This is a genomic window from Shewanella sp. 10N.286.52.B9 (genome assembly GCF_002873635.1).
Taxonomy (GTDB): domain Bacteria; phylum Pseudomonadota; class Gammaproteobacteria; order Enterobacterales; family Shewanellaceae; genus Shewanella.
Window position 1 is genome coordinate 1 of sequence record NZ_MCTY01000180.1, and the last position, 26689, is coordinate 26689.

A 26689-nucleotide genomic window follows, 5' to 3' on the forward strand; every position below is an offset into this window, starting at 1 on the left:
AATTGAGCGAGTAATAACAATACTGATTTTTATACTTTTTAAGTATTAGTAAGTTGTGAAAAACTTAGCTAGGGGGTGAATGAGTACAGCAGTGAAATAAAATGACGCAAGCTATAACCCGAAAATCAACCACAAAAAAAGTCGCCAATAAGGCGACTTCTTCAGCGTATTAGTTACAGTAAGGTTAATCGTCGCTAAGTTCGTTTATCGGTAACCAGTTCACTTTAACCCCAGCTTGTAAAAACATATCTTGGCTAATTTTAATCTTGTCGCCCCAGCGAGACAAAAAGTCTGTGCTTTGCTCTGGGCAGAACACCCCGGTTATCCCGGTTTGGATAATCTTGGCAGCACAGTTAGGGCAAGGAAAATGGGTCACCCAAATATCACAACCATCTAAATCTCGCTTAGCAAATAAAATGGCATTTTCTTCCGCATGCAGGGTTTTAAGTAGCTTCATATCACGGTCATCGGTTTCTGCACTGTCAGAAATACCATGGGGATAACCATTAAAGCCAACAGACACTATACGGTTATGCTTGGTGATCACCGCGCCCACTTGGGTAGAGGGATCTTTACTCCAAGAGCCTACCAGTTCTGCCATTTGGAAAAATCGTTTTGCCCATTTTGAGATCATAGTAATAGCCTTTTAAGGTGATGATGTTTTTAGCTAAGTAACTGAATTCATCATACCTAATGTTGTTAACATTCTCACCTTTTCTACAGTAAGATTGTTGAATATTGGCTGTTTTCATCTGCGTAGCTAGCAAAAATATAAATACTGCCGACTGATTTGTGCGTTACTGCGCCACAAGTTGTTATTTGGACTAGCCAATAGCCCCAATAAAGCTTAGGATCTTCAGCAGGCAAACTTAAGGATTGGAGTACATATTCATTATGGGTATTAGAGCGATTATCGTAGATACAGCGGGCACCACCACTGATCTAGATTTTATTCAAGATGTACTATTTCCTTATTCAAAAAAGGCTATGGGTGATTTTCTAGCGCAAAATCAACATAACCCGCTAGTTGAATACTGTATCAGTGATGTACGCGACTTAGCATTAGAAGCAGACGCTTCAATTGAACGCGTTACTGAAATCCTCTCTCAATGGATTGATGAAGACCGCAAAGCTACGCCATTAAAAACCTTACAAGGGTTAATTTGGAAGCAAGGTTATGCCGCTAACGAGTTTACAGGCCATATCTATCCAGATTTTATTGATGCCATGCCAGGCTTAGAAGCGAGCAATATTCGTCTTTATAGCTTTTCGTCAGGCTCTGCTGAAGCGCAAAAACTATTATTTAGCCACAGCGATGCGGGTGATTTAACCCCTAAATTTAGTGGCCATTTTGATACCCGTACCGGTAACAAATTAGACAAGCAGGCTTACTGCAATATCTTAAATACCATCAGCTTGAGCCCTAAGCAGGTATTGTTTATCTCTGATGTGGTAGAAGAGCTAAAAGCCGCTGAAGCAGCAGGTCTACATACCCGCCATATGGTGCGTTTTGAAAACCAAAAAACGGCTAAGTTTGCACAAATCAAAAGCTTTGCTGAGTTAACCATTGATTAAGCATGGTTAACGACCATAAAAAAACGACCTTGATGGTCGTTTTTTTATGGCTTACGTCTTACAAAATAAGCTATCTAAAACCAGCCTTCAAATTTGCAAAACCACTTATTGGGCCGAATAATAAGACGCTGGAAACGCAGGAGAAATACACTGCTTAACTGTAAATGTGTAGCCGTATTTACCTTTCTCTTTATCAGCGCTAATCTCTAAAATTTCATAGTCATTAAGCTCAACCACTTTACTGTCTTTAATGTGCTCACAACGAGAAAATTGGTCAGCCTCAAAATAATACACAAAGCCTGCTACCATGCTTCTTACCAACACTCGGTAAGCTTCACGCACTAAGTCATAACGGCGCTCAGTATTTTCATCGCTAAAGTTAATATTAAATGAATCAGCGGCCGCAATATCTTCGGTTGATTCTCCGGTAATATCTTCAATCAGCTGCTTAGTCTTTTCAAATTCAACTTCTTCAAAGCCAACTTGTTCAGGTGTTGATTGTTCAGAGGTAGGCTCTGCTAAATCTGCAGTAATATCCGCTGGCGCTAAATTACCCTGGTTAATTTCAGCGATAGAATTACCCGTCATATCTTTAACCAGCTGTTCAAGCTCTTGGGGGATTTTCTCTTCAGCGATTGGCTTTGCAGGAATTGGCTCTTGCGTTGTAGGCTCTGGCGCTTTAACAACATTTCTTCCCTGCACACTGGCTTCTTCTTTTAATAAGCTCGCCATTCTGGCCTTGGGGTCAATGCTATCAAAACTGTGTTCAAAATCTCCCAGCAGCAAGATATTGGTCAGCACGATATAAGCCAGGATCACCCGTAACAAAATAGTCCGTTTACGGTAATGCTCGCTGTTGGTAAAGCTAATCGCTTTCACACCAACCAATTTAAAAAATGGTCGGAATACAAAATATAGTGGGATAGCAAACTGAAGCAGCATTAAAGCGATGCCACTGATCACCACAAACCACACAGGCATATACAGCAGCACCACTAAATTGTGGGTATAAGCTAAGTGCTGAGCCGAAATACCGGTGACTTCATTCACCACGGTACCAGCCCATACTAGTGAAAAGTTAGCTATCACCGCATAAAATAATAATAAAAAGGCTTTGCCGGCCAAACTATGCCAGGTTTTAGTAAATAGTGGCCAAAACTCGACCATCATCGCAATCATGGCAATGATAGCCACTAAGGTGAAACCATCAAAAACCAGCATCAGCAGAAACGCAATAAAGTATAGCTTTTGCGCCACGGTGAGCTTGCCGATAACGGTTTTAAAGTAGGTGAGAATAGCGCCTGGCAAGGCGCGCCAACTATTTATGGGTTCGCTGATTAGCTGCTGCAAGCGAGCATAGTTTAAGGATTTCAAGTTCTGCGCGTTCCCTAGCAATGACATCATTATTAATCATCAAAGCATATTGGCAAATCGATAGCAAAGAATTAGCCGAGGTTGTTGAATTTGTTAGCGACTGATATGCTGCACAAAATTCAAACAAACGTTTAAATAAAGTGGTGTTATGGAACAGTTTATCGCGCAAAACTCAATTATTACTGAAATCCCTGTGGCATGGGGAGAAATGGATGCTCTTAATCACGTCAATAATGCGGTGTATTTCCGCTATTTTGAGACGGCCAGAATTGATTTTTTCAGTCAAATAAACATGATGAAAGAGTTAAAGGAAACTTCGGTAGGGCCCGTTCTTAGTGAAACTCAGGCGAAATTTAAGCGCCCAGTGACCTTTCCTGACACGCTACTGGTTGGCATCACTATCAGCGATATTAAACAAGACCGCTTTATGATGCATTACCGTGTTTTTAGTGAAGCCCAACAAGCGATTACCACTACAGGCAGCGCAAAAGTGGTGATGTTTAACTTTAAAACTGGCCAAAAAGCCACTCTGACTGCTGAATTATTAGCAGCATTAGAGCAGCATGGCGAATAGCTTATAAGCTAGATTACTCTGCAGGGCCAGCTAGTTGCGCTAGTTGGCTTTTTACTGCATCAGTTAACGGCTTACTCTTTTCTGCTTGATAATCGTAATGCACCATAGTGGTTTTGGCCTCTGCTGTTTGGCGACCATTTTGCCAACAGCTTTGAGCTATTTCAAAACTGCTGTTACCCACTCGGCTCACATAGGTTTTTACCGTTACTTCAGCACCATAAAAAGTCGGTGCGTTAAAAGCTATCGTAAAACCAGCAATAATCATGTTCCATTTCGACAAATCTTGGCCGGGATTCACAATCTCAAAAATCGGCTCACGCGCCGCTTCAAACCACACTGGGATCACTGTGTTATTGATATGGCCTAAGGCATCGGTTTCGCAAAAACGTGGCGTAAGATTCAGGGTAAATTGAGTATCAGACACAGGTAAGTCCTTTTATTATTATTGTTTTTAAGCTGTTATAACCAGCGGATTTAAACTCGGCAGCCGATAGCTTAAGCGACCTTCGTGTTTGAGTCACCTATAAATAATGGCCACAAAAAAAAGGGAGCTATCAGCTCCCTTTTGAAATAAATGTAAACCAGTAACTTATTCGTACTGCCGTACTGATTTAATCCGTACTAGCGAGCGTACATCGCATTAATTTCACGGTCATATTTAGTATAAATATTCTTACGACGCAACTTCATGGTTGGGGTGATTAACCCTGACTCAGTCGAGAATGCTTCCGGTAGTAAGGTGAATTTTTTGATTTTTTCAAATCCTGCTAACTCATGTTGTAGCTCTTTTAAACGCTGTTCAAAATGTTCAATAACATGGGTGTGGCGCAGTAATTCTAATGGCGACTCGTAAATGATGCCTTTCTCTTTTGCCCACGCATCTAATGATTCAAATGCCGGTACAATTAAGGCCGAAACATAGTTGCGCGCATCAGCGACAATAGCCACCTGTTCGATGAATGGACAACAGCTGACTTTACCTTCAACACGCTGCGGGGCGATGTATTTACCATTTGAGGTTTTCATTAACTCTTTAATGCGATCGGTAATATATAAGTTACCTTCAGCATCTAGCATGCCGGCATCACCGGTTTTTAACCAACCATCTTCAAAAGCTTCTGCGGTATCTTGTGGGCGATTATAATAACCACGCATTACCGTCTCACCGCGAATTAGAATTTCGTTGTTATCGCCAATTTTAACTTCCATTGCATGTAATGGCTTGCCGTTTGACCCCGATACTCGGTTATCTAAGGTATTACAGGTTACTGTAGCGCAGGTTTCTGTCATGCCGTAACCACATAAAATAGGTACGCCAATGCTATGGAAAAAACCGCCGACATTAACATCTAACGCAGCGCCGCCAACAGGCATAAACTTAAGGCGTCCACCCAATACGTTTTGCAATTTACTAAAGACTAATTTGTTAGCCAATTTCCACTGCGTAGATAAAGCAAAACTGGCACGTTTACGGCCTTGGCTTACTTCAAACTGACGCGCACCCACGCCGATTGCCCAGTTAAACAGCTTTTGACGGATTGCCGGGGCGCTATTCACCTTGTCATGAACTGCGCTATACACTTTTTCTAAAAAGCGTGGCACCACACATAAAGTATGCGGCCTAACTGCAGCAATGGCTTCTTTAACGCGGTTAGTGTCATTTAAGTAAACATTATGACCACCGCGGCAAAGTACGTAGAAAGTCCAACCACGCTCAAATACATGGCTTAATGGTAAAAAGGCTAACGATACATCACCTGATTTAAAGGCGATTTCAGCATCATGTTGCTCAACCATTGATGCGATATTACGGTAATCCAGCATCACACCTTTTGGGTCACCTGTGGTGCCTGAGGTATAAATAAGGGTCAGTAAATCATCAAGGCTGGTTTGTGATAAACGTAGGGTTAATTCAGCTTCGCTTGCTGGCGTTGTCTCAGAAATTAATAAGTCATCAAAATGAAAATGCTCATCTGATGCTAATGTCACCGAATTATCAAACACGATGACATGCTCTACACTCTCGCACTGGGCTTGAATTTTACACGCTGTCGCATACTGACTTTCATCACCTGCGAAAATAACTTTAGCGCGAGCATCATTTACGATAAACACCGCTTGTTCCATTGGGCTTGTTGGGTATACAGGCACGACCACTGTACGGGCTTTTAATGCCCCTATATCTGCACAGCTCCATTGAGGGCTGTTTTGCGCCACAATGACAACTTTGTCCTGTGCTTTAAGTCCAAAGTCGATCAACAGTTGTGCGACTTTATTGGTAATAGTATCAAACTGACTCCAAGAAACTTTGTTCCATGGAGCGGCCATCTCAAATCCTTCGAGTGCGACATTATCTGTTAATGACTGGCTTTGCTGCTGCAGCAATCTTACGATATGAAATTTTTCAAGAGACATGGCTAATTACCTTTAAGCTTACAAGTGTTCCGCTTTTTGCATTCTACTTTAACGAATAAGGAAAAATAAGATTTTTTAATCTAAATTGGTATCAATTCACACTTTAAGGCCGATTATTACATTTTGGTAACACCATTTTTCCATAATTTGTCTTTACTTATAACCAGTAAAGCCGCCATTAACACCAGTAACCCTATATCGCCCCAGTAATATATGGCATTAATAGCACCTTGATCTCGTAATTGCACTAATGAGTTAGATAACCATAAGGCTTGAATCGCTACCATGGCCATAGATAAGCTAACTTGCCACACTGAGCGACTCATCGCACCTAAAGCCAGAGCAATCCCGCTTGACCAGATCACACTCACAACCAAGTGTACGCCGACTGCTATCGATATTTGTGGATTAAACATTGCCGCTATCATCGTCAAAAAGCTCATTAAAAGCGTAATACAGGCAAGTAAGCGTAATTGAGATTTGAAAAACTGATTGAGCAAGTCTTGTTTCCCGTTAAAGCTCGGTAATACAAATAAGCTTTCCGCAGCTCGCCAACGCTGAACACGTGTCCAATGCACTAGCGAGCATAGAACTAACAACATCTGAGATACGATCATTAACATCGGCGCATCTAGCGTAAAGTAGGCAGCTGCGAGTAAACCTATCACGCCCAGTACAGGAATCGCTATCAATAGTGCCGCGAGCATTGGCCCAATGAAGTAACTGGCAGGATAAAAATACTGATTCAACTTAACTAGCGGTAATGATTGACTGAATTTAGGCAGTACTAACCAACCCGTTTCAAGCCCATTAAGATACACAGATCGAGCATCATCTGACCAAGTCAACTCTCGAGTCTGCTTGATGATTAGCGCAATAAGGATTATTGGTAGTAAAAAACTAGTCCTATTTATTTGCTTGGGCAACAACAATTCTAGCTCAGTTAATAATGGCAGACTGAAGAAAAGCACCACACAGTAGTTGAAGCATTTAGGATTTTTCATGCAGGTATAAATCAGACCTAAACCGATGGCGAGTATGTACCAAATGCTGCTAACAAAGGGTTGTTGAGCCCAAACTAAAATGACGGAGCAAACAACAAGGCAGGCAGAAAATAGCGTTGTAGATTGAATATAAACCAGCCTACGATAGTAAGGCGTTAATACTGCGGCCTCATTGGCGGCTAGCTTGATCAGCTGCCAAGCAATTGCAGTGCACACTGACAGAATACTCATTCCGATGAGCAAATAAAGCGACTCTACTTTTTCAGGGCGGACAGTCACACTTACTACAGCGAAACATAGACCTAATAAACCAGTAAGAAGAAAGCTTACGCTACCAACATCCTTACACCATTGGTGATAAAAGCCTTTAAACGGATTAACTGACGTAATATTTGATCTGCTCATCGATGTAATTCCATGAACAATTGATCCAAGTTAAGCGCCAAGCTATTTTTCGCGCCAGCTATTTCCACCTGTGCAACATTGTCCACCAGCGCAGTATGTTGATTGCGATTAAGCACTTTTATACTGTCAGGCAACACGGCATCTGCATCAAGTTGCACCAGCTTCACTTCTTCACGTAAAGCATCGATTTCTTTAAATAGCACTAGCTCGCCTTGCTTTATTAGCGCCACATGGCTGGCAACCCGCTCAATATCAGAGGTAATATGCGATGAAAATAGCACTGCAGAGCCAGACTCTAATACCAGCTCGAATAAGTCCGACATGAATTGGCGGCGCACAATGGGATCTAAACTGGCAACGGGTTCATCAAGAATAAGTAATTGCGGGCGATAAGCCATGGCCATGATTAACGCCAATGATTGACGTTGACCGACAGATAAGCGTTGTACTTGTTGTTTCGCTTCTAGCCCAAAGCGCGTTAACCAGTCTGTTTCCAGCTGTTTATCCCAATCAGGATAAAAACTGCTGTGCAATTCAAGGGCACTTTTAACTGAAAAACCTTCATAACCAAATGGCTGCTGCGGTACATAACCAATTTTTTCTTTGGCTTTAGTGCTGAGATTAAGCGCGGGCTCACCTAATGTTGTCACGCTACCAGCATCAACATCTAAAATACCTAAAGCACTGCGCATTAGCGTAGATTTACCAGCGCCATTTTGGCCCAATAATCCCACGACCATGCCTGCTGATAAACTAAAGCTAAGCTGCTTTAATACCGTTTTATCATCAAATGATTTACTGACTTGATTAAATTCAAGAATCACTTCTGAGCTAGTATCCATTAACTCGTTCCTTGTTATCTGCTGACTCAATATGACCAGCTATATTATTGTTATTTCGTTACTGCTGGTCGTAGGGTTTATTTTATTCGTGAATGGCTTAAAGATTACTTATCCCACTCTTTTGCAAGTAATTGTTGGACTTCTTCCAAGCTAATTCCCAGCTGTTTTGCTTGGCTGATCAAATCGCTGGTTTGAGGTGCTAATAGCTGCAAGCTAGAAGTCGTTGGTGAATCCTGCTTTTGCGCAACCCGCGTTGGCTGACCGCGGCGACGCTCTAGCCAACCTTGCTCAACTAATTGCTGAATGGCACGTGATACTGTCATTGGGTTGACAGCAAGGTGCTCTGCCATCTGCCTAACAGAAGGTAGCACTTGCTCTACTTGTAGCTGCCCACCCACAATCAAACGCACAATTTGTTCATGCAATTGTCGATAAATAGGTTCGCCACTACTGGGGTTGACTTTTATTAGCTCTAGCATTAGCCTTTACTTACTGTATTAATACATTGATACACCGATACACTAATGTTAAGTTACCACAATCATCCTGAAATGCAAAAAGGAAAGATGTTATGAACATCGGAAAAGTTATGTTGCAAGGAACGTTTAATAAGGTTCGTAAGCCAAAGCTATTGGCTCGCCAATCAAAATTAATCAGCGCAATTCAAGTTGGTTTGCTCTCTATGCTTAGCTTGTCAGTGACAGCAGAAGAGACCACGTCAAATCAGGCACCACTATCAGCTTGTTATGTTGATGGCCTATCAGAGCAAGTTCAATGCGGTTCATTAATGGTGGCAGAAAATCCAGCTATACCAGATGGCAAGCAAATCGCGATTCATTACGCAGTATTACCTGCGATTAAACCCAGCTTTAAAAAACAAGCTTTGTTAGCCATTGCAGGTGGTCCAGGTCAGTCAGCCATTGAAAATGCGGCAGGCTTTAATCGCGTGCTGGCGAAAGTGCGTCAAGATAGAGACATTCTATTAATTGACCAACGTGGTACTGGACAATCCAGTATTTTGGCTTGTGATGACGACAATATGTCAGCCTTATCTTTTAATGATGACGACATGGACTATGTTGCAGACACGCAAAAGTGTCTCGATAAGATTGATGCTGATGTGAGCCAGTACGGCAGTTTAACGGCACTTAAAGACTTTGAAGCTGTACGTGAACACTTAAACTACGACAAATTCCATTTATACGGCGTGTCTTATGGCACGCGTATGGCGCAACTTTATATGCGCGAATTTCCACAAGCGCTCGCCACAGTTACTTTAGATGGTGTGGTGCCAATGCAGCAAAGTGTGATTGCAATAGGTAGTGCTATTGATAGAGGCTACGTCTTATTATTTAAAGATTGTCAGAAAAACAGCCAATGTCAGCAGCAGTTCCCTACGCTTGAGCAAGATTTTCAACAGGTGGATAACGCATTAGCTGAAGCGGCTATCGTCACGCAAACCCGCAATCCACAAACCGATGAAATCGCTGATTTTACTTTAACCCGTGGCAAGTTTAACGGCGCAATTCGTATGGCCTTGTATATGCCCAATATTCGAGCCTTAATTCCCCATGCGATTCATCAAGCATCTATCGGTAACTATCAACCCATTTTAGGTATTTATACCCTTACTGCCGACAGCACTGGGATTGCAATGGGAATGCATGCATCTGTGGTGTGTGGAGAAGACATACACCGCCTTACTGATGACATTCGCCAACGAGCCAAAGGCTCATACATGGCAACCACCATGATTGAGGGGTTAGAAGCCACCTGTAGCGTATGGAATATGCCGCAAGTTGATAGCAGTTTTAGTGATGCCATCGAAAGCGACATCCCCACCTTATTATTATCTGGCGAATTAGATCCTGCCACTCCACCAAGCTGGGGCGAAATGGCCACCGAAAAGCTCAGCAATGCAAAACACTTTATCTCCAAATTCGCCACTCACGGGGTCGCATACCAAAGTTGCGGCAATGAGTTAATGGCAGATTTAGTCACGAGTGGCTCGCTGGACAATATCGATGGCGAATGTTTAGAAAAAGATGTGAGCCGTAGTTTTTACTTAAATGCCAACACCGTTGAAGTTATTCCAACGACAACTGAGGAAGAATAATCATGATTACTGTAACGAATCTATCTAAAAAAATTGGTGACGTGCAAGCACTTGATAACCTCAGCTTCAGCGCACATGACGGTCATATCACGGGTTTGCTTGGCCCTAATGGCGCAGGTAAAACCACCTGTCTACGCACTGTATTTGGTTTACTTGCCGCCGATGAAGGTCATGCAGAAATTGACGGCATTGATGTCGCTAAAGAGCCAACTAAAGCCAAAGCACAACTGGGCTTATTCCCAGATCCATTTGGCCTCTATGAGCGTTTATCGCCTAGAGAATACATCAGCTACTTTGCCGAGCTCAGTGGCATGTCAAAAAATGACGCTAAGCAAGCAACCCAAGATGTGATTGCTCAGCTCAAACTTGAAGATATTGCCGATAGACGCTGCAAAGGGTTTTCTCAAGGCCAGCGAATGAAAACTGCATTAGCGCAGGCTATTGTGCACAAGCCGACCAATATTATTTTGGATGAACCGACTCGTGGTTTGGATGTGATGAGTACACGCTTACTGCGTGACATTTTGCTCTCGCTCAAGGCCGCTGGACACTGCGTGCTGTTTTCAAGTCATGTTATGCAAGAAGTTGCCGCACTTTGTGACCAAGTGATTGTGATGGCAGACGGTAAAGTCGTTGCCACAGGCAGCCCAGAAGAGCTTTGCCAACAAACAGGCAAGGATTCACTTGAAGATGCATTTATACAATTAATTGGAACTGACGAAGGGATCGCAGCCTAATGAAAACAGTTATTGCAATGGTTCGCAAAGAACTCATCGACGCCATGCGCGACAAACGCTCTGTCATGGCTGGACTTTATTATGCTATCGGCACACCGCTATTAATGTGCGGCATGTTTATGGTGTTAATCGGACAGTTATCAAGCCCAGAAGATTTAAACATTAATATTACTAACAGTGACAATGCGCCTGATTTAGTCCGTTTTCTCAATAATCGCGGCATCAATGCCTCGACAGATGAAGGCGTCAGCGTAAAAGATGTCAAAGACATTGAGCTTATTATTAGTGACGATTACGCCGAGAATATGGCTAAAGCTAAACCTGCTGAAGTAACCTTAATTGCAGATAACTCTAATGAAAAGCTACAAAAATCAATTCGTAGAGTTGAGCTACAGTTGCAAGCTTACAGCAGTGAAATGGGCAGTTTACGCTTAATTGCACGCGGAATTAATCCAGCGGTTGTACAGCCAGTTAAAGTGATTGTAGAAGATCAGGCTACACCTGACTCTAAAGGTGGCTTTATCTTGGGTATCGCGATTTTCACCATGATTTATTCGGTGTTTATCTCTGGCATGAACTTGGCCATTGATACCAGTGCCGGTGAACGCGAGCGTAATTCGCTCGCCTTGCTGCTAAGTCACCCAATCAGCACGCGACAGTTAGTGCTGGGAAAAATCATTGCGGTCACCTGCTTTGCTTTACTGGGCTTGCTGCTGATCTTGCTGGTGTCTAAATTCGCTTATACCTTTGTCCCTTGGCAGGAACTCGGCTTTAGCGTCAACATCTCGCCTGACTTTATGGGACTGATGCTATTTATCGGCATTCCACTCGCCATCATGGCGGCAACGTTACAGCTGTTTGTGTCTTTCATGGCCAAAAGCTTTAAAGAGGCCCAGTCTTATTTAACCATGGTGCTATTTGTCCCATTAGCCTTATCCATGGCTGCCAGCTATAACATTGCACCAGATGTATTGGAGTGGCTGCCTGTATCAGGTCAGCAACAAGCACTAATGGCCTTTATTAAAGGGCGAGAAATCCCAATGCTGCAGTTATTGGTGTCTTCAGGTGCCACATTAGTCTTGTCAGTTGCACTTGCTTTAGGACTAGAGAAACTGCTGAAAAGCGAGAAAGTGGTTTTTGGTTTATAAGCGTCGATAACACAGGTCATTTTGCTGAGCTTTATCAGCAAATGGCCTCTATCGTCATTGTTATTAACCCAAGCTTGGGTTCATCAAATAGAAGGAGTTTAGTATGGAACAAGAATACGCCATTGTGGCCTTAGTTATCATCATTACCCTGGGCACAACTGCCACGGAAATGTTTAAGCATTACGTCAAGATAAAATCGACAAAACATGACAAAGATAATAATGCTGAAATCAGCATGCTTCGCCAGCAAAATAAAGAACTGCAAACGCGGATAGCTACGCTAGAAACCATTGTCACTGAGCCAGGTTATGATTTAAAGCAAACTATCAATGGATTGTAAAACCTTGCCAACACGATTAAAAAAGCCAATAAAACCACCGATTTTATTGGCTTTTTGTTTATCTATATTTTAAATCAGCAGCAAGTATGGGTGTTAAATTTTTGTCGATATGCTCTTGGCGACAAACTAGTTAACTGAATAAATAACTTCCTAAATGAGCTGCTATCTTCATAGCCCACTCGTTCAACAATTTGTTCAATCCCCAGTTCCGTGGTTTCAAGTAATCGCTTGGCCTCATCCACACGTAAGCGCTGCATATAACTGGCTGGGGTTTCATTAACCGCTTTTTTAAAGCGTCTAATTAAGGTGCGTTTACCCACTGCAAATTTATCGGCAATGTCATCCAATGACCAATGCTGACTCAAATCTACTTGCATCCATAACTGCACCTTTTGGATTAGCTCATCATTATGTTGCTCAGGATTAATAGACATGGTCATAAAAGGCTGTTGAGAGCGATTGGGGTCAATCAATAATATCTTCGACATCTGTTGCGCCAACTCCTCGCCAGCCAGCATTGATACCAAATGCAGCGCCAAACTTAAATTTGAGGTAGTCGCCCCAGCGGTGTGAAACTGACCATCAGACACAATGAATGTATCCATACTCAAATCAACTTCTTTAAAGTTGCGCTCAAACATTTCCCTTAGCCACCACACCGTCGTGGCTCGCCTTTGGTTAAGTAGCCCCGATGCCGCTAGCAATAGTGTCCCAGAACAATAAGCCGCTAACGGTTTTTCACTTTCCACAAAGGTGGCTAGCGGCGCAAACAATGGCTCAAAATCGGTTAACAGCGCTTGAAATTCCTGCCGATTGGTCACAAAAGAGGCTGCCAAAATAACCGCATCAGCTTGCAAAATATCTTCAGGATGCTCAAAGCCTTTGGCAGGAATTTCGAATCCTTGGGTGGTTTTAACGTTTTCGCCATCACTGGAAATGACCTGACAATGGAATAAGTCTTCAGTCACCTCGGCATGCATCCGCCGCCAATAACTATTACAGAAACTGAACACATCGAGAAAACTGACTAAACCACCTGCGACAACATTACCCGCAGCAAGAATGTAAATCCTTTTCATGATAAACCCCAAACAATGTCACTATCGACCCTGATTTTGTCAATAATGACACTTACGAACGGATTGTCTAGTTTTTATACTGGTAGATGTAAGTTTAAAGCTGGTCATTGAGGAGCTCAGCCAGTAATAACTTAGTGAATGAAATACCAGTAAGGAAACTACAATGAAAAAATACATACCGCATATCGCACTCAGCATTGGCTATTTATTAATAAGCTGGGGATTACTATTTTGGCTAAACTTTAGTACTGAACCCGATATATTTGCCCACCTTGTTGCCATACCAAGTTTGGTGTTATTTACTGGTTACAGTGCCAATTTAATCCTCCGAAAAGGGGCTTAAATGCTAGATTACAAACATAAAAACCAGCCGCGGCTGGTTTTTATTCATCGCTATAACAAACTTCTCAGCTCATTATTTAGCTTTCGGTCTAAATGGCTTAATTACCGCTTCATCACATTCTAAGAATGGGCCATCCATTAAATCAATACAGTAAGGGATCGCTGGGAACACTGCATCTAAGCATTCACGAATTGACTTAGGCTTGCCTGGTAAATTAACAATCAGTGAATCACCGCGTAAACCTGCTGTTTGACGAGACAAAATAGCCGTTGGTACAAACTTTAATGACTCAGCGCGCATTAGCTCACCAAAGCCTGGCATCATGCGATCACACACCGCTTCTGTGGCTTCAGGGGTCACATCACGCTTAGCAGGGCCGGTACCACCAGTGGTCACAATCAAACTGCAATTTTGCTCATCGGCCATTTTTATCAAGGTGGCTTCAATCACATCTTGCTCATCAGGGATAACTTTATAAACAGGTTCCCATTCAGAGGTTAAGTACTCATTTAGTACAGCAATGATGGCCTTACCTGATAAATCTTCGTATACACCTGCACTGGCACGATCACTTACAGTAACAATACCGATTTTAGCTTTAGTCATGACTGGGTCCTTAAACTTGATCACATAAACAATAACGACTTAGATGAGGCTAAAATAACATAATTTATCTGCCATAGCGGAGAGATTGATCAACAGATAGCGAAACGGTGTTAAATACGACTAGCAAACCAGTATCGCGGTTTCCAATAAACATTATCCATACTGGAAATAATCACCCCTTTTTTGGTCGATACATGTAAAAAGCGATTACCAGACAAATACACCCCAACATGACGTCCACTGCCCGTGGTTTTAAAAAACACTAAATCACCACTTTGTAAGTCACTTTTAGCAATGCGAATACCTAAGCTTGTTTGACCTTGCACAGTTCTTGGAATACTGGGCCCCACGAGATCTTGATAAGCCACATACACCAAACCAGAACAATCTAAGCCTTTTTTGGTTAATCCGCCTAATCGATATGGTGTACCCTGCCACTGCTGGTGAAATTGCAGTAAACGAGCTTCATTCCATCGTTGAGCATCAGTCATTACGCTATACCCATCGACAGCTATGCCATTGCCATTGCCATTGCCATTGCCAGCAGTTTGCTCAATACGTGCAGCACAACCACTAATGACAAGTGCAATAAACGCAATAAGGATTTTTTTGTACAAAGTCACCTCTGTGATGTATTCCGCTACTAACTCGCCATTATCTAGGAAACTATCAATACTTTTACGCTTTATCTGCGTATTGGGAATGGTTTTCATTAATTAAAGCCCCCTGTGACCAACAAGGCAGATAAAAGTTTAGCATCTTAAACCTCAACGTCACCAAACCAGAACAAACCAACAACAAGCACCTCAAATTAATGCAGTATCTAACTGAATATAATGAGAAATAGATCGTACAAAACCCAAAACATACCCCTATTTAGGTATTTGTGTGATTTAAGCACACTTTAGCAACTACATATTATGCTAACTTACTCATCCAGACTGGCTCACTTGGTAAAAAACTATGCAAAAACAACTGTCAAGACTAGATTATTTTACGTTAAAAGTGCTGATCGGTTTATTCGAATTTAAAAATGGCAGCATAGTGGCAGAGAAACTCAATAGCACTCAGCCTAAGATAAGCCGAGCGCTAAGCAACATGCGTGAAGTTATCCATGATGAACTGTTTATCAGAAAGCAATATGGCTTACAGCCCAACGCCATGGCCTCGCGCCTATACCCTTTAGCGAAAGCCATCATTGCCGCTTACGATGAAATGGCCCAGGTTGCAAACAGGCAGCCATTGCAGCAGAAAGTGCTACATATCGCTGCGCCAGAGCATATGTCGAGCTTTATTCTTGATGCCATTGAACAGGTTAATCAAGACTTAGGCATATCTAGAACCGTTGACATCCACCCCTGGGCTGACAACGTTGAACAATATATTGCCCAAGGTAAAATTGATTACGCTTTTGGCACTCGTACTCGTCAGCAGGAAAATGTCCAAATTAGCACGTTAGCTGAGGTGAAATATTGGTTTTTAGCCGTTAAAAAGAACCACCCTATTTTGAAAAATGAAATCACCATGGAGGCCATTTTTAATCACAAACTGGTATTAACCAATAATGGTCCCATTGCAGACTTGAATGACCTTTTTGAACTTTGCGCGCAAAAAGTTAACCAGAAACCCGAGGTAAGCTTAATGACTTCAAGCCTATTTATGGCATTTGAAAAAGTGGTAAATTCTAATGATATTTGCTTGGCATCAACGATATTTCCCTACTTTATCGGTGAAAAACGCGATGATATTGAACTGGTTGATATAACTGACTTTTATAATAAAAATATTAAGATCATGCATGAATGGAAAGTACCACTACATTCATTGCAATACCATGATTCCCATGAGCAAGAGTTCACAGATGCGTTAACTCAGGTGATGACAACGAACCTAGCTGAATATCAGGCTTGCTATGAAAATACCCAGCTGCAGTAGTGAGCTTGTTTACCCTGCTCTGGCGCGATAAACAAGCTAAACCGCCATCCCGGCCGCCACACCAGACGACCAAGCCCATTGAAAGTTGAACCCTCCGAGCCAACCACTGACGTCCATCACTTCACCAATAAAGTACAATCCAGTAACCTTGCTAGACTGCATGGTTTTAGATGATAACTCATTAGTATCAACGCCACCCAAGGTGACTTCAGCAGTGCGATAGCCTTCGGTACCGTTCATCACGATTGACCATTCATTAAGGTCTTGTGCTATTTGCTCACGCTCACCGTGGCCTAAATGGTTTAAGGCTTTATCAAGCAGTGCTGCTTCAAATAACGCTTCAACCAAGCGCTTTGGTAGCCATTGGCTGATGGTGTTACGTAGGCTTTGCTTAGGGTGATTTGCAAGCGCTAGCTCGATTTTATCTTTCGCTGACTCATTGGGTAACAGGTTAATGCTAATACTTTGGCCTGCTTGCCAGTAATTTGAAATTTGTAAAATTGCCGGGCCTGATAAGCCGCGATGGGTAAATAACAATGCTTCGCTAAACTGAGTGCCATCTTGCGCGGTGATTGTTGTTGGCACCGCAATGCCCGACAGAGGCTCGAAACGCGCTTTTTGCTCCGTATGCCATGTAAACGGCACTAAGCCTGCTGTGGTCGGTAACACCTTTAGTCCAAATTGTTCTGCAAGCTTGTAACCGTAAGGTGATGCGCCAAGTTTGGGCATTGATAAGCCGCCCGTGGCAATCACCAGTGACTCACAACTAAACTCACCGTTTGAGGTCACGACTGCAAACTGCCCAGCATCATTTTTGGTGACCGACACAATCTCAGTGCGTAGCTGTATTTGCGCGCCAGCCCATTCACACTCTGTCATTAACATGCTGACAATTTCTTTAGCTGAGTCATTACAAAATAACTGCCCATGATCACGCTCGTGATATTCAATGCCATGACGCTCAACTAACTCGATAAAGTCACTTGAACGGTAACGTGCTAAGGCAGATTTTACAAAGTGGCTGTTACCACACAAGAAGTTGTGAGGTTCCACTTTTTGATTAGTGAAGTTACAACGACCGCCGCCACTGATGAGAATTTTACGGCCTGCTTGCTTAGCATTATCTAGCACTAGAACATCACGACCTCGATAGCCAGCAGTAGAGGCGCACATGAGTCCTGCTGCGCCAGCGCCAATAATGATCACGTCATGATGTTTCACAAGCTTACTCTCTTTAAAATGATTGGGGGCGATTATTGTGACAGTTTACGCTGCCTACTCGACAGCGTTAATCAGCTAGCAAGCGGTATATTTAAGCCACAAAAAAGGGCGCTATATTAGCACCCTTTTAGTCGCATTCACACTTACACACATGCCTTTAGCTATTCACTAATGGTTTCAGACTTTTGGTCTCGACCCAGTAGCTCTTTAGCGGCATCTGTTGGGCTTTTACCTTGATATAACACTTGGTAAATTTGCTCAGTGATAGGCATTTCAACATTAAGACGTTTAGCTAAAGTGTAAACTTCTTTGGTGTTGCGATAGCCTTCAACCACTTGACCGATTTCGTCTTGAGCAGTATCGACATCGCAGCCTTTACCTAATGCCAAGCCAAAACGACGGTTACGTGATTGGTTATCGGTACAAGTTAGTACTAAGTCACCAAGGCCTGCCATACCCATAAAGGTATTAGCATCAGCACCTAAAGCAACGCCTAAACGGGTTAGCTCAACCAAACCACGAGTGATTAATGCGGTGCGTGCATTGGCACCAAAGCCAATGCCATCAGACATGCCAGCGCCAATTGCGATAACGTTTTTAACTGCGCCACCTAATTGTAAGCCGGTAAAATCATCATTAGCGTAAACACGTAAACGTTTCGGGCTATGCAGTAGTTCCACTAAATCATTAGTGAAGCTTGGGCAGGTGCCCGCTACCGAAATTGCTGTTGGCATACCTGCAGCCAGTTCTTTTGCAAAGGTTGGGCCTGATAATACTGCTAATGGAAATTTATCCCCAAGATGCTCAAGAGCAACATCTTGCAGTAATCGACCTGTTTCAGGCTCTAAACCTTTTGTCGCCCAGACAATGCGTGCATCATCTCGTAGCAAAGGCTTGGCCTGTTGCAGTACTAAACCAAACACATGGCTTGGCACCACAACCAATACATTTTTAGTGGCAGCAAGTGCGGTGGCTAAGTCGGCTTCAATTTCAAGACTATCAGGAAAGGTAATCCCTGGTAGAAAGGCATTATTGGCGCGATCGTTAGTTAACGCGGTCATGTGCTCAGGCTCATGACCCCAAAGTAAGGTCTTGTGGCCACTTCTTGCAAGAGAAATGGCAAGGGCGGTGCCGTAAGACCCCGCCCCTAAAACCGCAATTTCAGCAGTGTTATTCATATATTATGCGTTTGCTTCTTCAGCAGCTGGTGCTGCTGCAGCTTCTTGCTGACGCTGTTGAACATATTGTGCAAATAGTGCATCAAAGTTCACTGGAGCAAGGTTAAGCTGTGGGAAAGTACCACGAGAAACTAAGTTACCTACTGTTTCACGTGCGTATGGGAATAGTACGTTAGGGCAGTAAGCACCTAAAGAGTGAGCAAGTTGTTGCTCAGTTAAGCCAGTGATAGAGAAGATACCCGCTTGTTGAACTTCACATAAGAAAGCAGTTTGCTCGCCATTTTGTGCAGTAACAGTTAGAGAAAGGATCACTTCATAAACATCATCAGATAGCTTGTTGCTACGAGTATCAAGATCCAGCTTAACTTCTGGATTCCATTCTTTTTGGAAAACTTCTGGGCTGTTTGGCGTTTCAAAAGACACATCTTTTGTGTAAACGCGTTGGATGTTGAATTGTGGTGCTTGCTCTTCGTTGTTTGCTACTTCAGCCATGATTTCCTACCTTCAAATGTTTTTTAGCTCTTCTGCGAAGCTAATCGTAAATTTGGGCTTGTCGCTAAAATGTGGCCGTTAGACAACATTTTAGACCATCCCGGTAAATTGGGTCTCACCAGTTTGTTATCTTACTTCTTACCTTTAACAACAGGTAAGTTTGCCGCTTGCCAATCACCCATACCGCCTTTTAGGTTATGAACATTCTCAAACCCTTGAGCGACAAGAAGTTGAGCAGCTTGCGAAGATGTCATTCCAGCAGCACATACAGTAATAATGGGACTGGTTTTAAACTTTTCAAGGGCTGTCGCTTTATTATTTTTGATTTCTGCTAATGGCACATGAATAGCGTCAACGATGTGACCTTTGCGGTAATCGTCTTGAGAGCGCACATCAACAACTTTAGCGCCTTGCTTGTTCATTAGCATGGTCAGTTCTTGAGTATTGACGTTGCTCACTTTTGAGGTTGCTGATTTAATGGTCATCACCACAACTGCAGCAAATAAACCAACCCATGCGATACTTAATACAGGGTTAGCTTGAAAAAATTCGATATATTCTTGCATCTTCTCTGCCTACTTTAAAAATGGCTAAAATTAATAAGCCACAGAGTATACCGATTGCATCTTTATAATGCAGCAAATTCAAGCCTAATCATCTTCTCTACTGTGCCATGGGCAGCACTTTAACGACGAAACATTGCATTTGCTTACTATCCTAAGGGCAATAGCTCACAGATTTTTGACTAAATGTGTTGTTATTGAGCCTTATTCATCTTGCACGGGATTGTGACAGGGCAAGCTATTCATCGTAAATTGCCTCTACTGAGCCGCTCTTCAAAGGTAAATTTCTTTTTCAGGAGCTGAAAAAGAAGTAATATCCATACCATTAAAATTTTAGCTTTCTCTTAAAACTTTTTCTTTTAAAACTTAAAGGTACTCCCATGACGACACCAAAACGTCCACTGGCATTACTTATCTTAGATGGCTGGGGTCATCGTGAAAATACGCATAAAAATGCGGTTTTTCATGCGAAAACTCCAGTTTTAGATAAGTTAACCGCCCAATATGCAAGCAGTTTAATTTCCGGATCAGGTATGGATGTTGGCCTACCTGACGGTCAAATGGGCAACTCAGAAGTGGGTCATATCAATATTGGTTCTGGCCGTATTGTTTACCAAGAGCTTACCCGCATTAGCAAAGCCATTGCTGACAATGAGTTTAATCAAAATGAGGCACTGTGCGCTTCAATCGATAAAGCTATCGCCAATGATGGCGCTGTGCATATTATGGGTTTAATGTCGCCAGGTGGTGTTCACAGCCATGAAGAGCACATTGAAGCCATGTGCCGCATGGCGGTTGAGCGCGGTGCCACTAAGGTGTATTTACATGCCTTTTTAGATGGTCGTGATACCCCACCTCGTAGCGCAAAAAACTCTTTGATCCATTTTGATGAGTTATTTGCAAGCTTGGGTCACGGTAAGGTAGCCTCATTGATTGGTCGTTACTACGCCATGGATCGTGATAACCGCTGGGATCGTGTAGAAAGAGCATTTAAATTAATCGCCCAAGGTAAAGGTGAATTCAACTATGACAGTGCTGTTGATGCACTAGACGCCGCTTACGAACGTGATGAAAACGATGAGTTTGTCGCTGCATCGACCATAGGTGAGGCCGCAAGCTTAGCTGATGGCGATGCGTTAATCTTCATGAACTTTCGCGCTGACCGCGCCCGAGAAATCACTCGTTGTTTTGTCGAAACCGATTTTGCTGGCTTTACACGTGAAGTTACCCCTGCAATCAACTTCGTGATGCTAACCAACTATGCTAATGACATTGACGCTGTGGTGGCATTTCCATCAACAGATCTGGTCAATACCTTAGGTGAAACCTTACAAAAACAGGGTAAAAAACAGCTGCGTATTTCTGAAACAGAAAAATATGCCCATGTGACCTTCTTTTTTAATGGCGGCAAAGAAGAGCCATTTGAAGGCGAAGATCGCACCTTGATTAAGTCGCCAGATGTGGCAACTTATGATTTGCAGCCTGAAATGAACTCAACCGAGCTCACTGATAAATTAGTTGCTGCCATTGAGTCTACTGACTATGACGTGATTATTTGTAATTATCCAAATGGTGACATGGTCGGACATACCGGTAAATTTGATGCTGCGGTTAAAGCCTGTGAAGCAGTCGATGCTTGTATTGGTCGTGTAGTAGAGGCGCTAGCGAAAGTCGGCGGCGAATGCATTATTACTGCCGATCATGGTAATGCTGAGCAAATGACCAATGAACAAACGGGTCAAGCTCATACTGCCCATACCAGTGAGTTGGTACCTTTCATTTATGTAGGCCGTGAAGCCACCATTGATGCAGGTGGACGATTGAGCGATATTGCGCCGACTATGTTAACCTTGATGGAACAAGAAGTGCCGCAGGAAATGACCGGCCGTTCAATCATTAAACTCAAAGAGTAACTAGCCACTCGTGAAAAAACGACTTTTGTTTAAAGCCAGCATGTTTGCTGGCTTGGTGATACTGACATCATCAGTTCAAAGTGCCGATCTTGGTAAGCGTCAATCAGAGCTGAAATCTATTCAGGCTCAGATTAACCAACAACAAAGCTCTTTGAAGGACACCAGTCGTCAACGAGAAAAGCTCATTTCGTTGTTAAAGCGAGATGAGCAAGCTATCTCTAATGCTGCTCAAAAAGTTAATCAAACCCAAAACTCACTGTCTGCGGTAAATACTAAACTTCGCGAACTTGATGCTGAAAAAGTCAACTTAGATACACTGCGAGTTACGCAGCAAAAGACCTTATCTAAACAATTATCTAGCGCTTACCTTGCCGGTAACCATGACTATTCAAAGATGATGCTTAACCAGCAAAACCCTGCCACAGTTGAGCGGATGTTAGCGTATTATCAATACCTTAATAATGCCCGTATTAAAGCCATTACCAGTTTAAAAACAACTATTGAGCAATTAGAGCTAGTTAAAGTTGAGCAAGTTAATGAACAGCAAAAACTTAATTCCTTAATTCTTGAGCAACAAAAGCAGGCTAAACAACTCGCTAAAGAACAATCACAACGTCAACAAACCTTAGCACAAATTCAACGCACCTTGACCAGCAAAGGCGCAGAGCTTGAACAACTACAAATTGAAGAAGCGAGCTTAAAACACCTTATTGAACAAGCGGTGCTGGCGGCCAAAAATAGCCCCTCAATGGATGGCTTAGCCAAGCTGCGCGGTAAATTAAAATGGCCAACTAAAGGACGAGTTTCGTCCAAATTTGGCAGTAGCCGCTCAGGACAAATCAGCTGGAAAGGAGCGGTAATTGCCGCTCCTGAAGGACAAACCATCACCGCTATTGCTCACGGCACCGTTATTTATTCAGACTGGTTACGAGGCTTTGGTATGGTTATGGTGATCGATCACGGCGAAGGCTATATGAGTTTATATGGTCACGCGCAGTCATTACTTATTCCACCTGGCGAAACCGTTAAAAAAGGTGAATCCATTGCACTTGTTGGGAGTTCAGGCGGACAAACAGAATCTGGCCTATACTTTGAAATAAGACACAAAGGGCAAGCCATTAACCCAGCGAGATATTGTCGATAACACGCTAATAATAAAGTAATTTAATCTTTAGCGGTTATCAAACCTTCCGTAGGTTTAATCGTTGAACAATCGACGCCCTAATTATACCGCAAGGTATCTAAGGGGCAGTTATGATGCAAATTACACGTTATATTTTGTGCTTCATATTAGGCGTAAGCGTTGCATTTTCATTGAACTTATCCAGTTCAGAGCAACACTATAAAACCCAATCTGAATACAGTTACTCACTCTTACTTGATGTCATCGATACGGTTCATACCTATTACTTTAACGAAGTAGACCGTGAAGACTTAATTGAATACGCCATCGAAGGAATATTCAATAAACTAGACCCCTATTCAGGCTTTTTAGATACTGGCGATTATCAAAGCATTAATGACAGTAATAATGGCCAGTACTTTGGTTTCGGCTTTGAAGTGGCAACTGATGACAACCAAATCACTATCATTACTCCTTATGCCAACTCACCTGCGGCCCGCGCTAATATTCAACCTGGCGATAAGGTCCTGCAACTTAACGACATCCTGATTGATCAAACCAATTTAACCGATGTACTTACCGAGATTAAGCAGCACAGTATCAACAATCGACCAATAACACTCACCATTGAGCGCCAAGCTAACGAAACACTTCTATTTAATCTCGCCCCTGAGCTAATTCATATTAAATCAATTAATGCGAAAATTATTGATAATAATATCGGCTATATACAACTTAACTCGTTTCAGGAAGACGCTACCAATGCCATTATTAACCAAGCTAAACTATGGCAACAACAGCAATTAAAAGGTCTTATTATTGATGTTAGAAACAATCCCGGCGGGCTACTCAGTCAAGCCATCAGTATTGCTGATTTGTTTTTGCAAAAAGGTTTAATTGTTTCAACTGAAGGGCGTTTTTTCGATGCAAATGAAAACTACTATGCATCGCAACCTACCATATTTAAAGGCGTGCCTATGGTAGTACTTATTAATAAGGGCTCAGCATCGGCATCAGAAGTACTGGCTGCAGCATTACAAGAAAATAACCGCGCCACGCTAGTGGGAGAAACCAGCTTTGGAAAAGGTACGGTGCAAAGTTTGATCCCCATGCTGGATATGGGCAACGCTATAAAGCTCACGATTGCAAAATATAGCACGCCAGATGGTAACGACATTCACACTAAAGGCATTGAACCGGACATTAAAATATCAAATGATGCTATCCTAAAAACAGATTATCTGGATATAATTGAACAAACTACAGCGCAATATGATGAACCACAGGATGGTCAAATTTCTTCCGCTATTGCATGGATAACAACTCATAATTAAAGCAGACTTTGTGCGCTATATATTGATACTTTTAGCTTTACTGTTAACGGCTCCAGTTCAAGCAACCCAAATCGCTATCATCATTGACGATATTGGTTATCGTCAAACCGATGAGGCGGTTTTGTCTTTACCAAACGGCATTACCCTTTCGGTAATACCTCATACTCCATTAGGTCAGCAACTTGCAAAGCAAGGCCATCAGCGTGGCAATGAAATTATGCTGCATATTCCCATGCAGGCACTCAATGGTAAAAACCTAGGCCAAGGTGGTTTAACGAATGAAATGGATGAGCAAGAGTTAAAACACCAGCTAAAAGATTCTATTGCCAATATCCCTTATGCTAAAGGGGCAAATAACCATATGGGCAGTTTGCTCACACAACTTGAAAGCCCAATGACTTGGCTGATGCAAAGCTTAAAAGAGCAGGACTTGTATTTTGTCGATAGCAGGACAACCCGCTTTAGTGTTGCCAGTGAGCAGGCGCAGCAACATGAGGTGCCATTATTACGCAGACAAATTTTTTTAGATAACGATGTCAGTGAGCAGGCACTAGAGAAACAATTTAAGCAGATCATACTAAAAGCAAAAAACGATGAAAATATTGTTGTAATAGCACACCCATATCCTGAAACAGTGCACTTTTTGAATCAAAATTTACATCGCTTAGAAGCCGAAGGAATTAGCCTAGTCCATACTTCAAAGCTGTTGCCCGTAACAATGATCAGTAATAAAGCCACTAGTTCAGTTCAAGTATTGAGATAGATAAATCAGGTAAGGTATCCATTAACTCATCTGCATTCTTAACGATATCAGCCAAAGTGCAGTCATTCAGCACGTTCATATATGCAGCAACTGCGTTCGCAAGAATACCTTTTAAACTACATGCTGGCGTAAAGCGGCAATAGGGTTCACTGCAATTAACAGGGGCCAGTGAAGGCTCTAATTCACCAACAAGCTGACCAAGATTAATGTCACTAGGCTTCACTGCTAATTTAAACCCACCACTTTTACCACGTAAAGTTTGTATATAACCTAGCTTACCCAGATGATGAATAATCTTTGCAACATGATTAGAAGACAGCTCAAAGACTTCCGTGACTTCAGCAATACGAAATAAAGTCTCTCTTTTTGGCTGTGCAGCAAGGTACATTAAAATACGGATGCCATAATCGGTATAACGGGTCAGTTGCATAAAGTCATATCCAAACTAATTAAAGGTACATACTAAGACGTTGAAGCTTCTAGCTCAGTGATCAAAATCAATGCTTGCTCATTTGATGTACTGCAAACATCCATTGTCGCGGTAAATTCTGCGCAAACAGCAGGTCTTGATGGATCGCCGAAAATCTTACACAAATTATCGTCATTTAACTGAATACAGCGAACCCCTGCAGGTTTACCGTTAGGCATGCCGGGTATTGGACTGGTAATTGACGGAGCAATACAACATGCACCACAACCTAAACGACAATCCATACTTCCACCTACCTGCTTAAAAGAGCAATATATCTTACTCATCACTAATATAAAAACATCTAAATCAAAAAAAGTACATTAAATGCATCTTTTGTTTAAAAATGTGAGTTTTGGGTACAATCGAAACTACTTGTATCTGTATTGACTAGAGTTAAAGAGTCAAAGCCTTTACCCATAATGACAAAAAGCCTTTACTTTCATTTAGACAAGATTGATGCAATAAGCCAAAAACTTTCTTAATTTGCTAAAAACAAAAAGTCTGCATGTTGCAATAGAACCTTAATTCTTGGATCTTGAAATTCGAACGTCTCATAGGTCGGCAGTTTCTAAAAACATCTCGACCAACCGAATATTCTACTTCTGCATTAATATTGAGTAAATAAAAACTAAATTCCAGAACTAAAAAAGCCTCTACCTTGCACTAAATCACTACGGTTGAGGCTTTGATCTTTATTCTTTATGTTGCCGCAACTAACTTACTCTTATCAAGAGTTATACCAGTGCGTCTTAGCGTGTGACGAGTCGACAGTCTCTAATAACAATCACATTATCAGATTCACACAGCTGAACTTTCGCTTTCTCGCTGACAATTCATTCATTTCTAAAACGAAATAAGCCTCTACATTGCTGTATAGGCTTTCGTCTTTACGTTGGCGGAGCGGACTTACTCTTATCAAGAGACGAACCCTCGCCCACGGCGTTACAGGCCGTTGATCTCTAATCAAGCGTCTAAGCAACTGAATTACCGCTGCTTTAGCAAACTACTTTTGCAAGTCACTATTATTCATTCTTTAAATAACAGATACGATAAGCCCTGCTATTGCTAGCAGGGCTTATCGTAATGTTGGCGGAGCGGACTTACTCTTATCAAGAGACGAACCCTCGCCCACGGCGT

At 42.3% G+C, this 26689-nt stretch carries 28 protein-coding genes; 12 read left to right on the forward strand and 16 right to left on the reverse strand.

All coding sequences use genetic code 11. The annotated features are described in order from the left end of the window. Window positions 1-184: 184 nt before the first annotated feature. Window positions 185-634: a cytidine/deoxycytidylate deaminase family protein gene (locus BCU91_RS12810; RefSeq protein ID WP_102435917.1), complete on the reverse strand. Its 450-nt coding sequence runs from the start codon at window positions 632-634 to the stop codon at window positions 185-187. 260 nt (window positions 635-894) lie between these two features. Between BCU91_RS12810 and mtnC the strand changes: the two genes are divergently transcribed. Further along, window positions 895-1575, forward strand: coding sequence for an acireductone synthase (mtnC, locus tag BCU91_RS12815; protein ID WP_076541452.1), 681 nt, complete (start codon window positions 895-897; stop codon window positions 1573-1575). Window positions 1576-1680: 105 nt separating this feature from the next. Here mtnC and BCU91_RS12820 read toward each other — a convergent pair whose 3' ends face one another. Next, window positions 1681-2949 carry a hypothetical protein gene (locus tag BCU91_RS12820; protein WP_133126607.1) on the reverse strand — a complete coding sequence of 423 codons (1269 nt, stop codon included), beginning with the start codon at window positions 2947-2949 and terminating at the stop codon, window positions 1681-1683. A 148-nt stretch (window positions 2950-3097) separates the two neighbouring features. Between BCU91_RS12820 and BCU91_RS12825 the strand changes: the two genes are divergently transcribed. After that, window positions 3098-3523: a thioesterase family protein gene (locus BCU91_RS12825; RefSeq protein WP_102531640.1), complete on the forward strand. Its 426-nt coding sequence runs from the start codon at window positions 3098-3100 to the stop codon at window positions 3521-3523. A gap of 13 nt (window positions 3524-3536) precedes the next feature. Here the strand turns inward: BCU91_RS12825 and BCU91_RS12830 are convergent, their stop codons facing one another. From BCU91_RS12830 to BCU91_RS12850, 5 genes are all read right to left on the reverse strand, one after another. Further along, entirely contained in the window at window positions 3537-3947 is a 411-nt protein-coding gene (locus BCU91_RS12830) for a thioesterase family protein (RefSeq protein ID WP_102531641.1), read from the reverse strand. Window positions 3948-4144: 197 nt separating this feature from the next. Beyond that, complete coding sequence (locus BCU91_RS12835) at window positions 4145-5938, reverse strand: long-chain fatty acid--CoA ligase (protein WP_102531642.1); 1794 nt, start codon at window positions 5936-5938, stop codon at window positions 4145-4147. A gap of 116 nt (window positions 5939-6054) precedes the next feature. Beyond that, entirely contained in the window at window positions 6055-7347 is a 1293-nt protein-coding gene (locus tag BCU91_RS12840; RefSeq protein ID WP_102531643.1) for a hypothetical protein, read from the reverse strand. Next, window positions 7344-8189, reverse strand: coding sequence for an ABC transporter ATP-binding protein (locus BCU91_RS12845; RefSeq protein ID WP_102531644.1), 846 nt, complete (start codon window positions 8187-8189; stop codon window positions 7344-7346). Before BCU91_RS12845 ends, BCU91_RS12840 begins: the two co-directional genes overlap by 4 nt. Before the next feature lie 104 nt (window positions 8190-8293). Then, window positions 8294-8668: a GntR family transcriptional regulator gene (locus BCU91_RS12850; protein ID WP_102531645.1), complete on the reverse strand. Its 375-nt coding sequence runs from the start codon at window positions 8666-8668 to the stop codon at window positions 8294-8296. A 203-nt stretch (window positions 8669-8871) separates the two neighbouring features. Between BCU91_RS12850 and BCU91_RS12855 the strand changes: the two genes are divergently transcribed. From BCU91_RS12855 to BCU91_RS12870, 4 genes are all read left to right on the forward strand, one after another. Further along, window positions 8872-10305: an alpha/beta hydrolase gene (locus BCU91_RS12855; RefSeq protein ID WP_241904086.1), complete on the forward strand. Its 1434-nt coding sequence runs from the start codon at window positions 8872-8874 to the stop codon at window positions 10303-10305. Between the two features lie 2 nt (window positions 10306-10307). Further along, on the forward strand, window positions 10308-11042 hold the full coding sequence (locus tag BCU91_RS12860; RefSeq protein ID WP_102531647.1) for an ATP-binding cassette domain-containing protein: 735 nt from the start codon (window positions 10308-10310) through the stop codon (window positions 11040-11042). Beyond that, window positions 11042-12190 carry an ABC transporter permease gene (locus tag BCU91_RS12865; RefSeq protein WP_102531648.1) on the forward strand — a complete coding sequence of 383 codons (1149 nt, stop codon included), beginning with the start codon at window positions 11042-11044 and terminating at the stop codon, window positions 12188-12190. The genes BCU91_RS12860 and BCU91_RS12865 overlap by 1 nt, the downstream gene beginning before the upstream one ends. Before the next feature lie 103 nt (window positions 12191-12293). Then, window positions 12294-12530 carry a hypothetical protein gene (locus BCU91_RS12870; protein WP_102531649.1) on the forward strand — a complete coding sequence of 79 codons (237 nt, stop codon included), beginning with the start codon at window positions 12294-12296 and terminating at the stop codon, window positions 12528-12530. Window positions 12531-12604: 74 nt separating this feature from the next. Here the strand turns inward: BCU91_RS12870 and BCU91_RS12875 are convergent, their stop codons facing one another. Next, window positions 12605-13609: a helix-turn-helix domain-containing protein gene (locus BCU91_RS12875; protein WP_102531650.1), complete on the reverse strand. Its 1005-nt coding sequence runs from the start codon at window positions 13607-13609 to the stop codon at window positions 12605-12607. Between the two features lie 163 nt (window positions 13610-13772). Here BCU91_RS12875 and BCU91_RS12880 point away from each other — a divergent pair, with 163 nt between their 5' ends. After that, the gene (locus tag BCU91_RS12880; protein ID WP_102435901.1) at window positions 13773-13952 is read left to right on the forward strand and encodes a hypothetical protein; all 180 of its coding nucleotides are present in this window, start codon (window positions 13773-13775) and stop codon (window positions 13950-13952) included. 72 nt (window positions 13953-14024) lie between these two features. Here BCU91_RS12880 and mog read toward each other — a convergent pair whose 3' ends face one another. Together mog and BCU91_RS12890 are read right to left on the reverse strand one after the other, a co-directional pair. Beyond that, window positions 14025-14558, reverse strand: a complete 534-nt coding sequence (gene mog / locus BCU91_RS12885; protein ID WP_102531651.1) for a molybdopterin adenylyltransferase — start codon at window positions 14556-14558, stop codon at window positions 14025-14027. A gap of 110 nt (window positions 14559-14668) precedes the next feature. Continuing rightward, window positions 14669-15271 carry an NlpC/P60 family protein gene (locus BCU91_RS12890; protein WP_102531652.1) on the reverse strand — a complete coding sequence of 201 codons (603 nt, stop codon included), beginning with the start codon at window positions 15269-15271 and terminating at the stop codon, window positions 14669-14671. A gap of 250 nt (window positions 15272-15521) precedes the next feature. On the opposite strand from BCU91_RS12890, the gene BCU91_RS12895 reads away from it, so the two are divergent. After that, on the forward strand, window positions 15522-16493 hold the full coding sequence (locus BCU91_RS12895; RefSeq protein ID WP_102476501.1) for a LysR family transcriptional regulator: 972 nt from the start codon (window positions 15522-15524) through the stop codon (window positions 16491-16493). A gap of 36 nt (window positions 16494-16529) precedes the next feature. Here BCU91_RS12895 and BCU91_RS12900 read toward each other — a convergent pair whose 3' ends face one another. The 4 genes from BCU91_RS12900 to BCU91_RS12915 form a co-directional block, all read right to left on the reverse strand. Further along, window positions 16530-17714 (reverse strand): NAD(P)/FAD-dependent oxidoreductase, encoded by a 1185-nt coding sequence (locus tag BCU91_RS12900; protein WP_102531653.1) that lies wholly within the window; start codon window positions 17712-17714, stop codon window positions 16530-16532. A gap of 161 nt (window positions 17715-17875) precedes the next feature. Beyond that, window positions 17876-18892, reverse strand: coding sequence for an NAD(P)H-dependent glycerol-3-phosphate dehydrogenase (gpsA, locus tag BCU91_RS12905; protein WP_102435372.1), 1017 nt, complete (start codon window positions 18890-18892; stop codon window positions 17876-17878). 3 nt (window positions 18893-18895) lie between these two features. Further along, on the reverse strand, window positions 18896-19384 hold the full coding sequence (gene secB, locus BCU91_RS12910) for a protein-export chaperone SecB (RefSeq protein WP_102435374.1): 489 nt from the start codon (window positions 19382-19384) through the stop codon (window positions 18896-18898). A 131-nt stretch (window positions 19385-19515) separates the two neighbouring features. Further along, window positions 19516-19950, reverse strand: a complete 435-nt coding sequence (locus BCU91_RS12915; RefSeq protein ID WP_076541491.1) for a rhodanese-like domain-containing protein — start codon at window positions 19948-19950, stop codon at window positions 19516-19518. Between the two features lie 377 nt (window positions 19951-20327). Here BCU91_RS12915 and gpmM point away from each other — a divergent pair, with 377 nt between their 5' ends. The 4 genes from gpmM (at window position 20328) to BCU91_RS12935 (ending at window position 25080) form a co-directional block, all read left to right on the forward strand. Then, complete coding sequence (gpmM, locus tag BCU91_RS12920; protein ID WP_102531654.1) at window positions 20328-21860, forward strand: 2,3-bisphosphoglycerate-independent phosphoglycerate mutase; 1533 nt, start codon at window positions 20328-20330, stop codon at window positions 21858-21860. 10 nt (window positions 21861-21870) lie between these two features. After that, window positions 21871-23004: a peptidoglycan DD-metalloendopeptidase family protein gene (locus tag BCU91_RS12925; RefSeq protein ID WP_198589350.1), complete on the forward strand. Its 1134-nt coding sequence runs from the start codon at window positions 21871-21873 to the stop codon at window positions 23002-23004. A gap of 110 nt (window positions 23005-23114) precedes the next feature. Further along, entirely contained in the window at window positions 23115-24317 is a 1203-nt protein-coding gene (locus BCU91_RS12930) for a S41 family peptidase (protein ID WP_102531655.1), read from the forward strand. Between the two features lie 10 nt (window positions 24318-24327). Next, a complete protein-coding gene (locus tag BCU91_RS12935) occupies window positions 24328-25080 on the forward strand; it encodes a divergent polysaccharide deacetylase family protein (RefSeq protein WP_102435381.1) in 753 nt (250 codons plus the stop codon). Here the strand turns inward: BCU91_RS12935 and BCU91_RS12940 are convergent. Then, the gene (locus BCU91_RS12940) at window positions 25055-25510 is read right to left on the reverse strand and encodes an Rrf2 family transcriptional regulator (protein WP_102435383.1); all 456 of its coding nucleotides are present in this window, start codon (window positions 25508-25510) and stop codon (window positions 25055-25057) included. The genes BCU91_RS12935 and BCU91_RS12940 overlap by 26 nt on opposite strands. Window positions 25511-25542: 32 nt before the next feature. After that, on the reverse strand, window positions 25543-25794 hold the full coding sequence (locus BCU91_RS12945) for a YkgJ family cysteine cluster protein (protein WP_102435385.1): 252 nt from the start codon (window positions 25792-25794) through the stop codon (window positions 25543-25545). Between the last annotated feature and the right edge of the window lie 895 nt (window positions 25795-26689).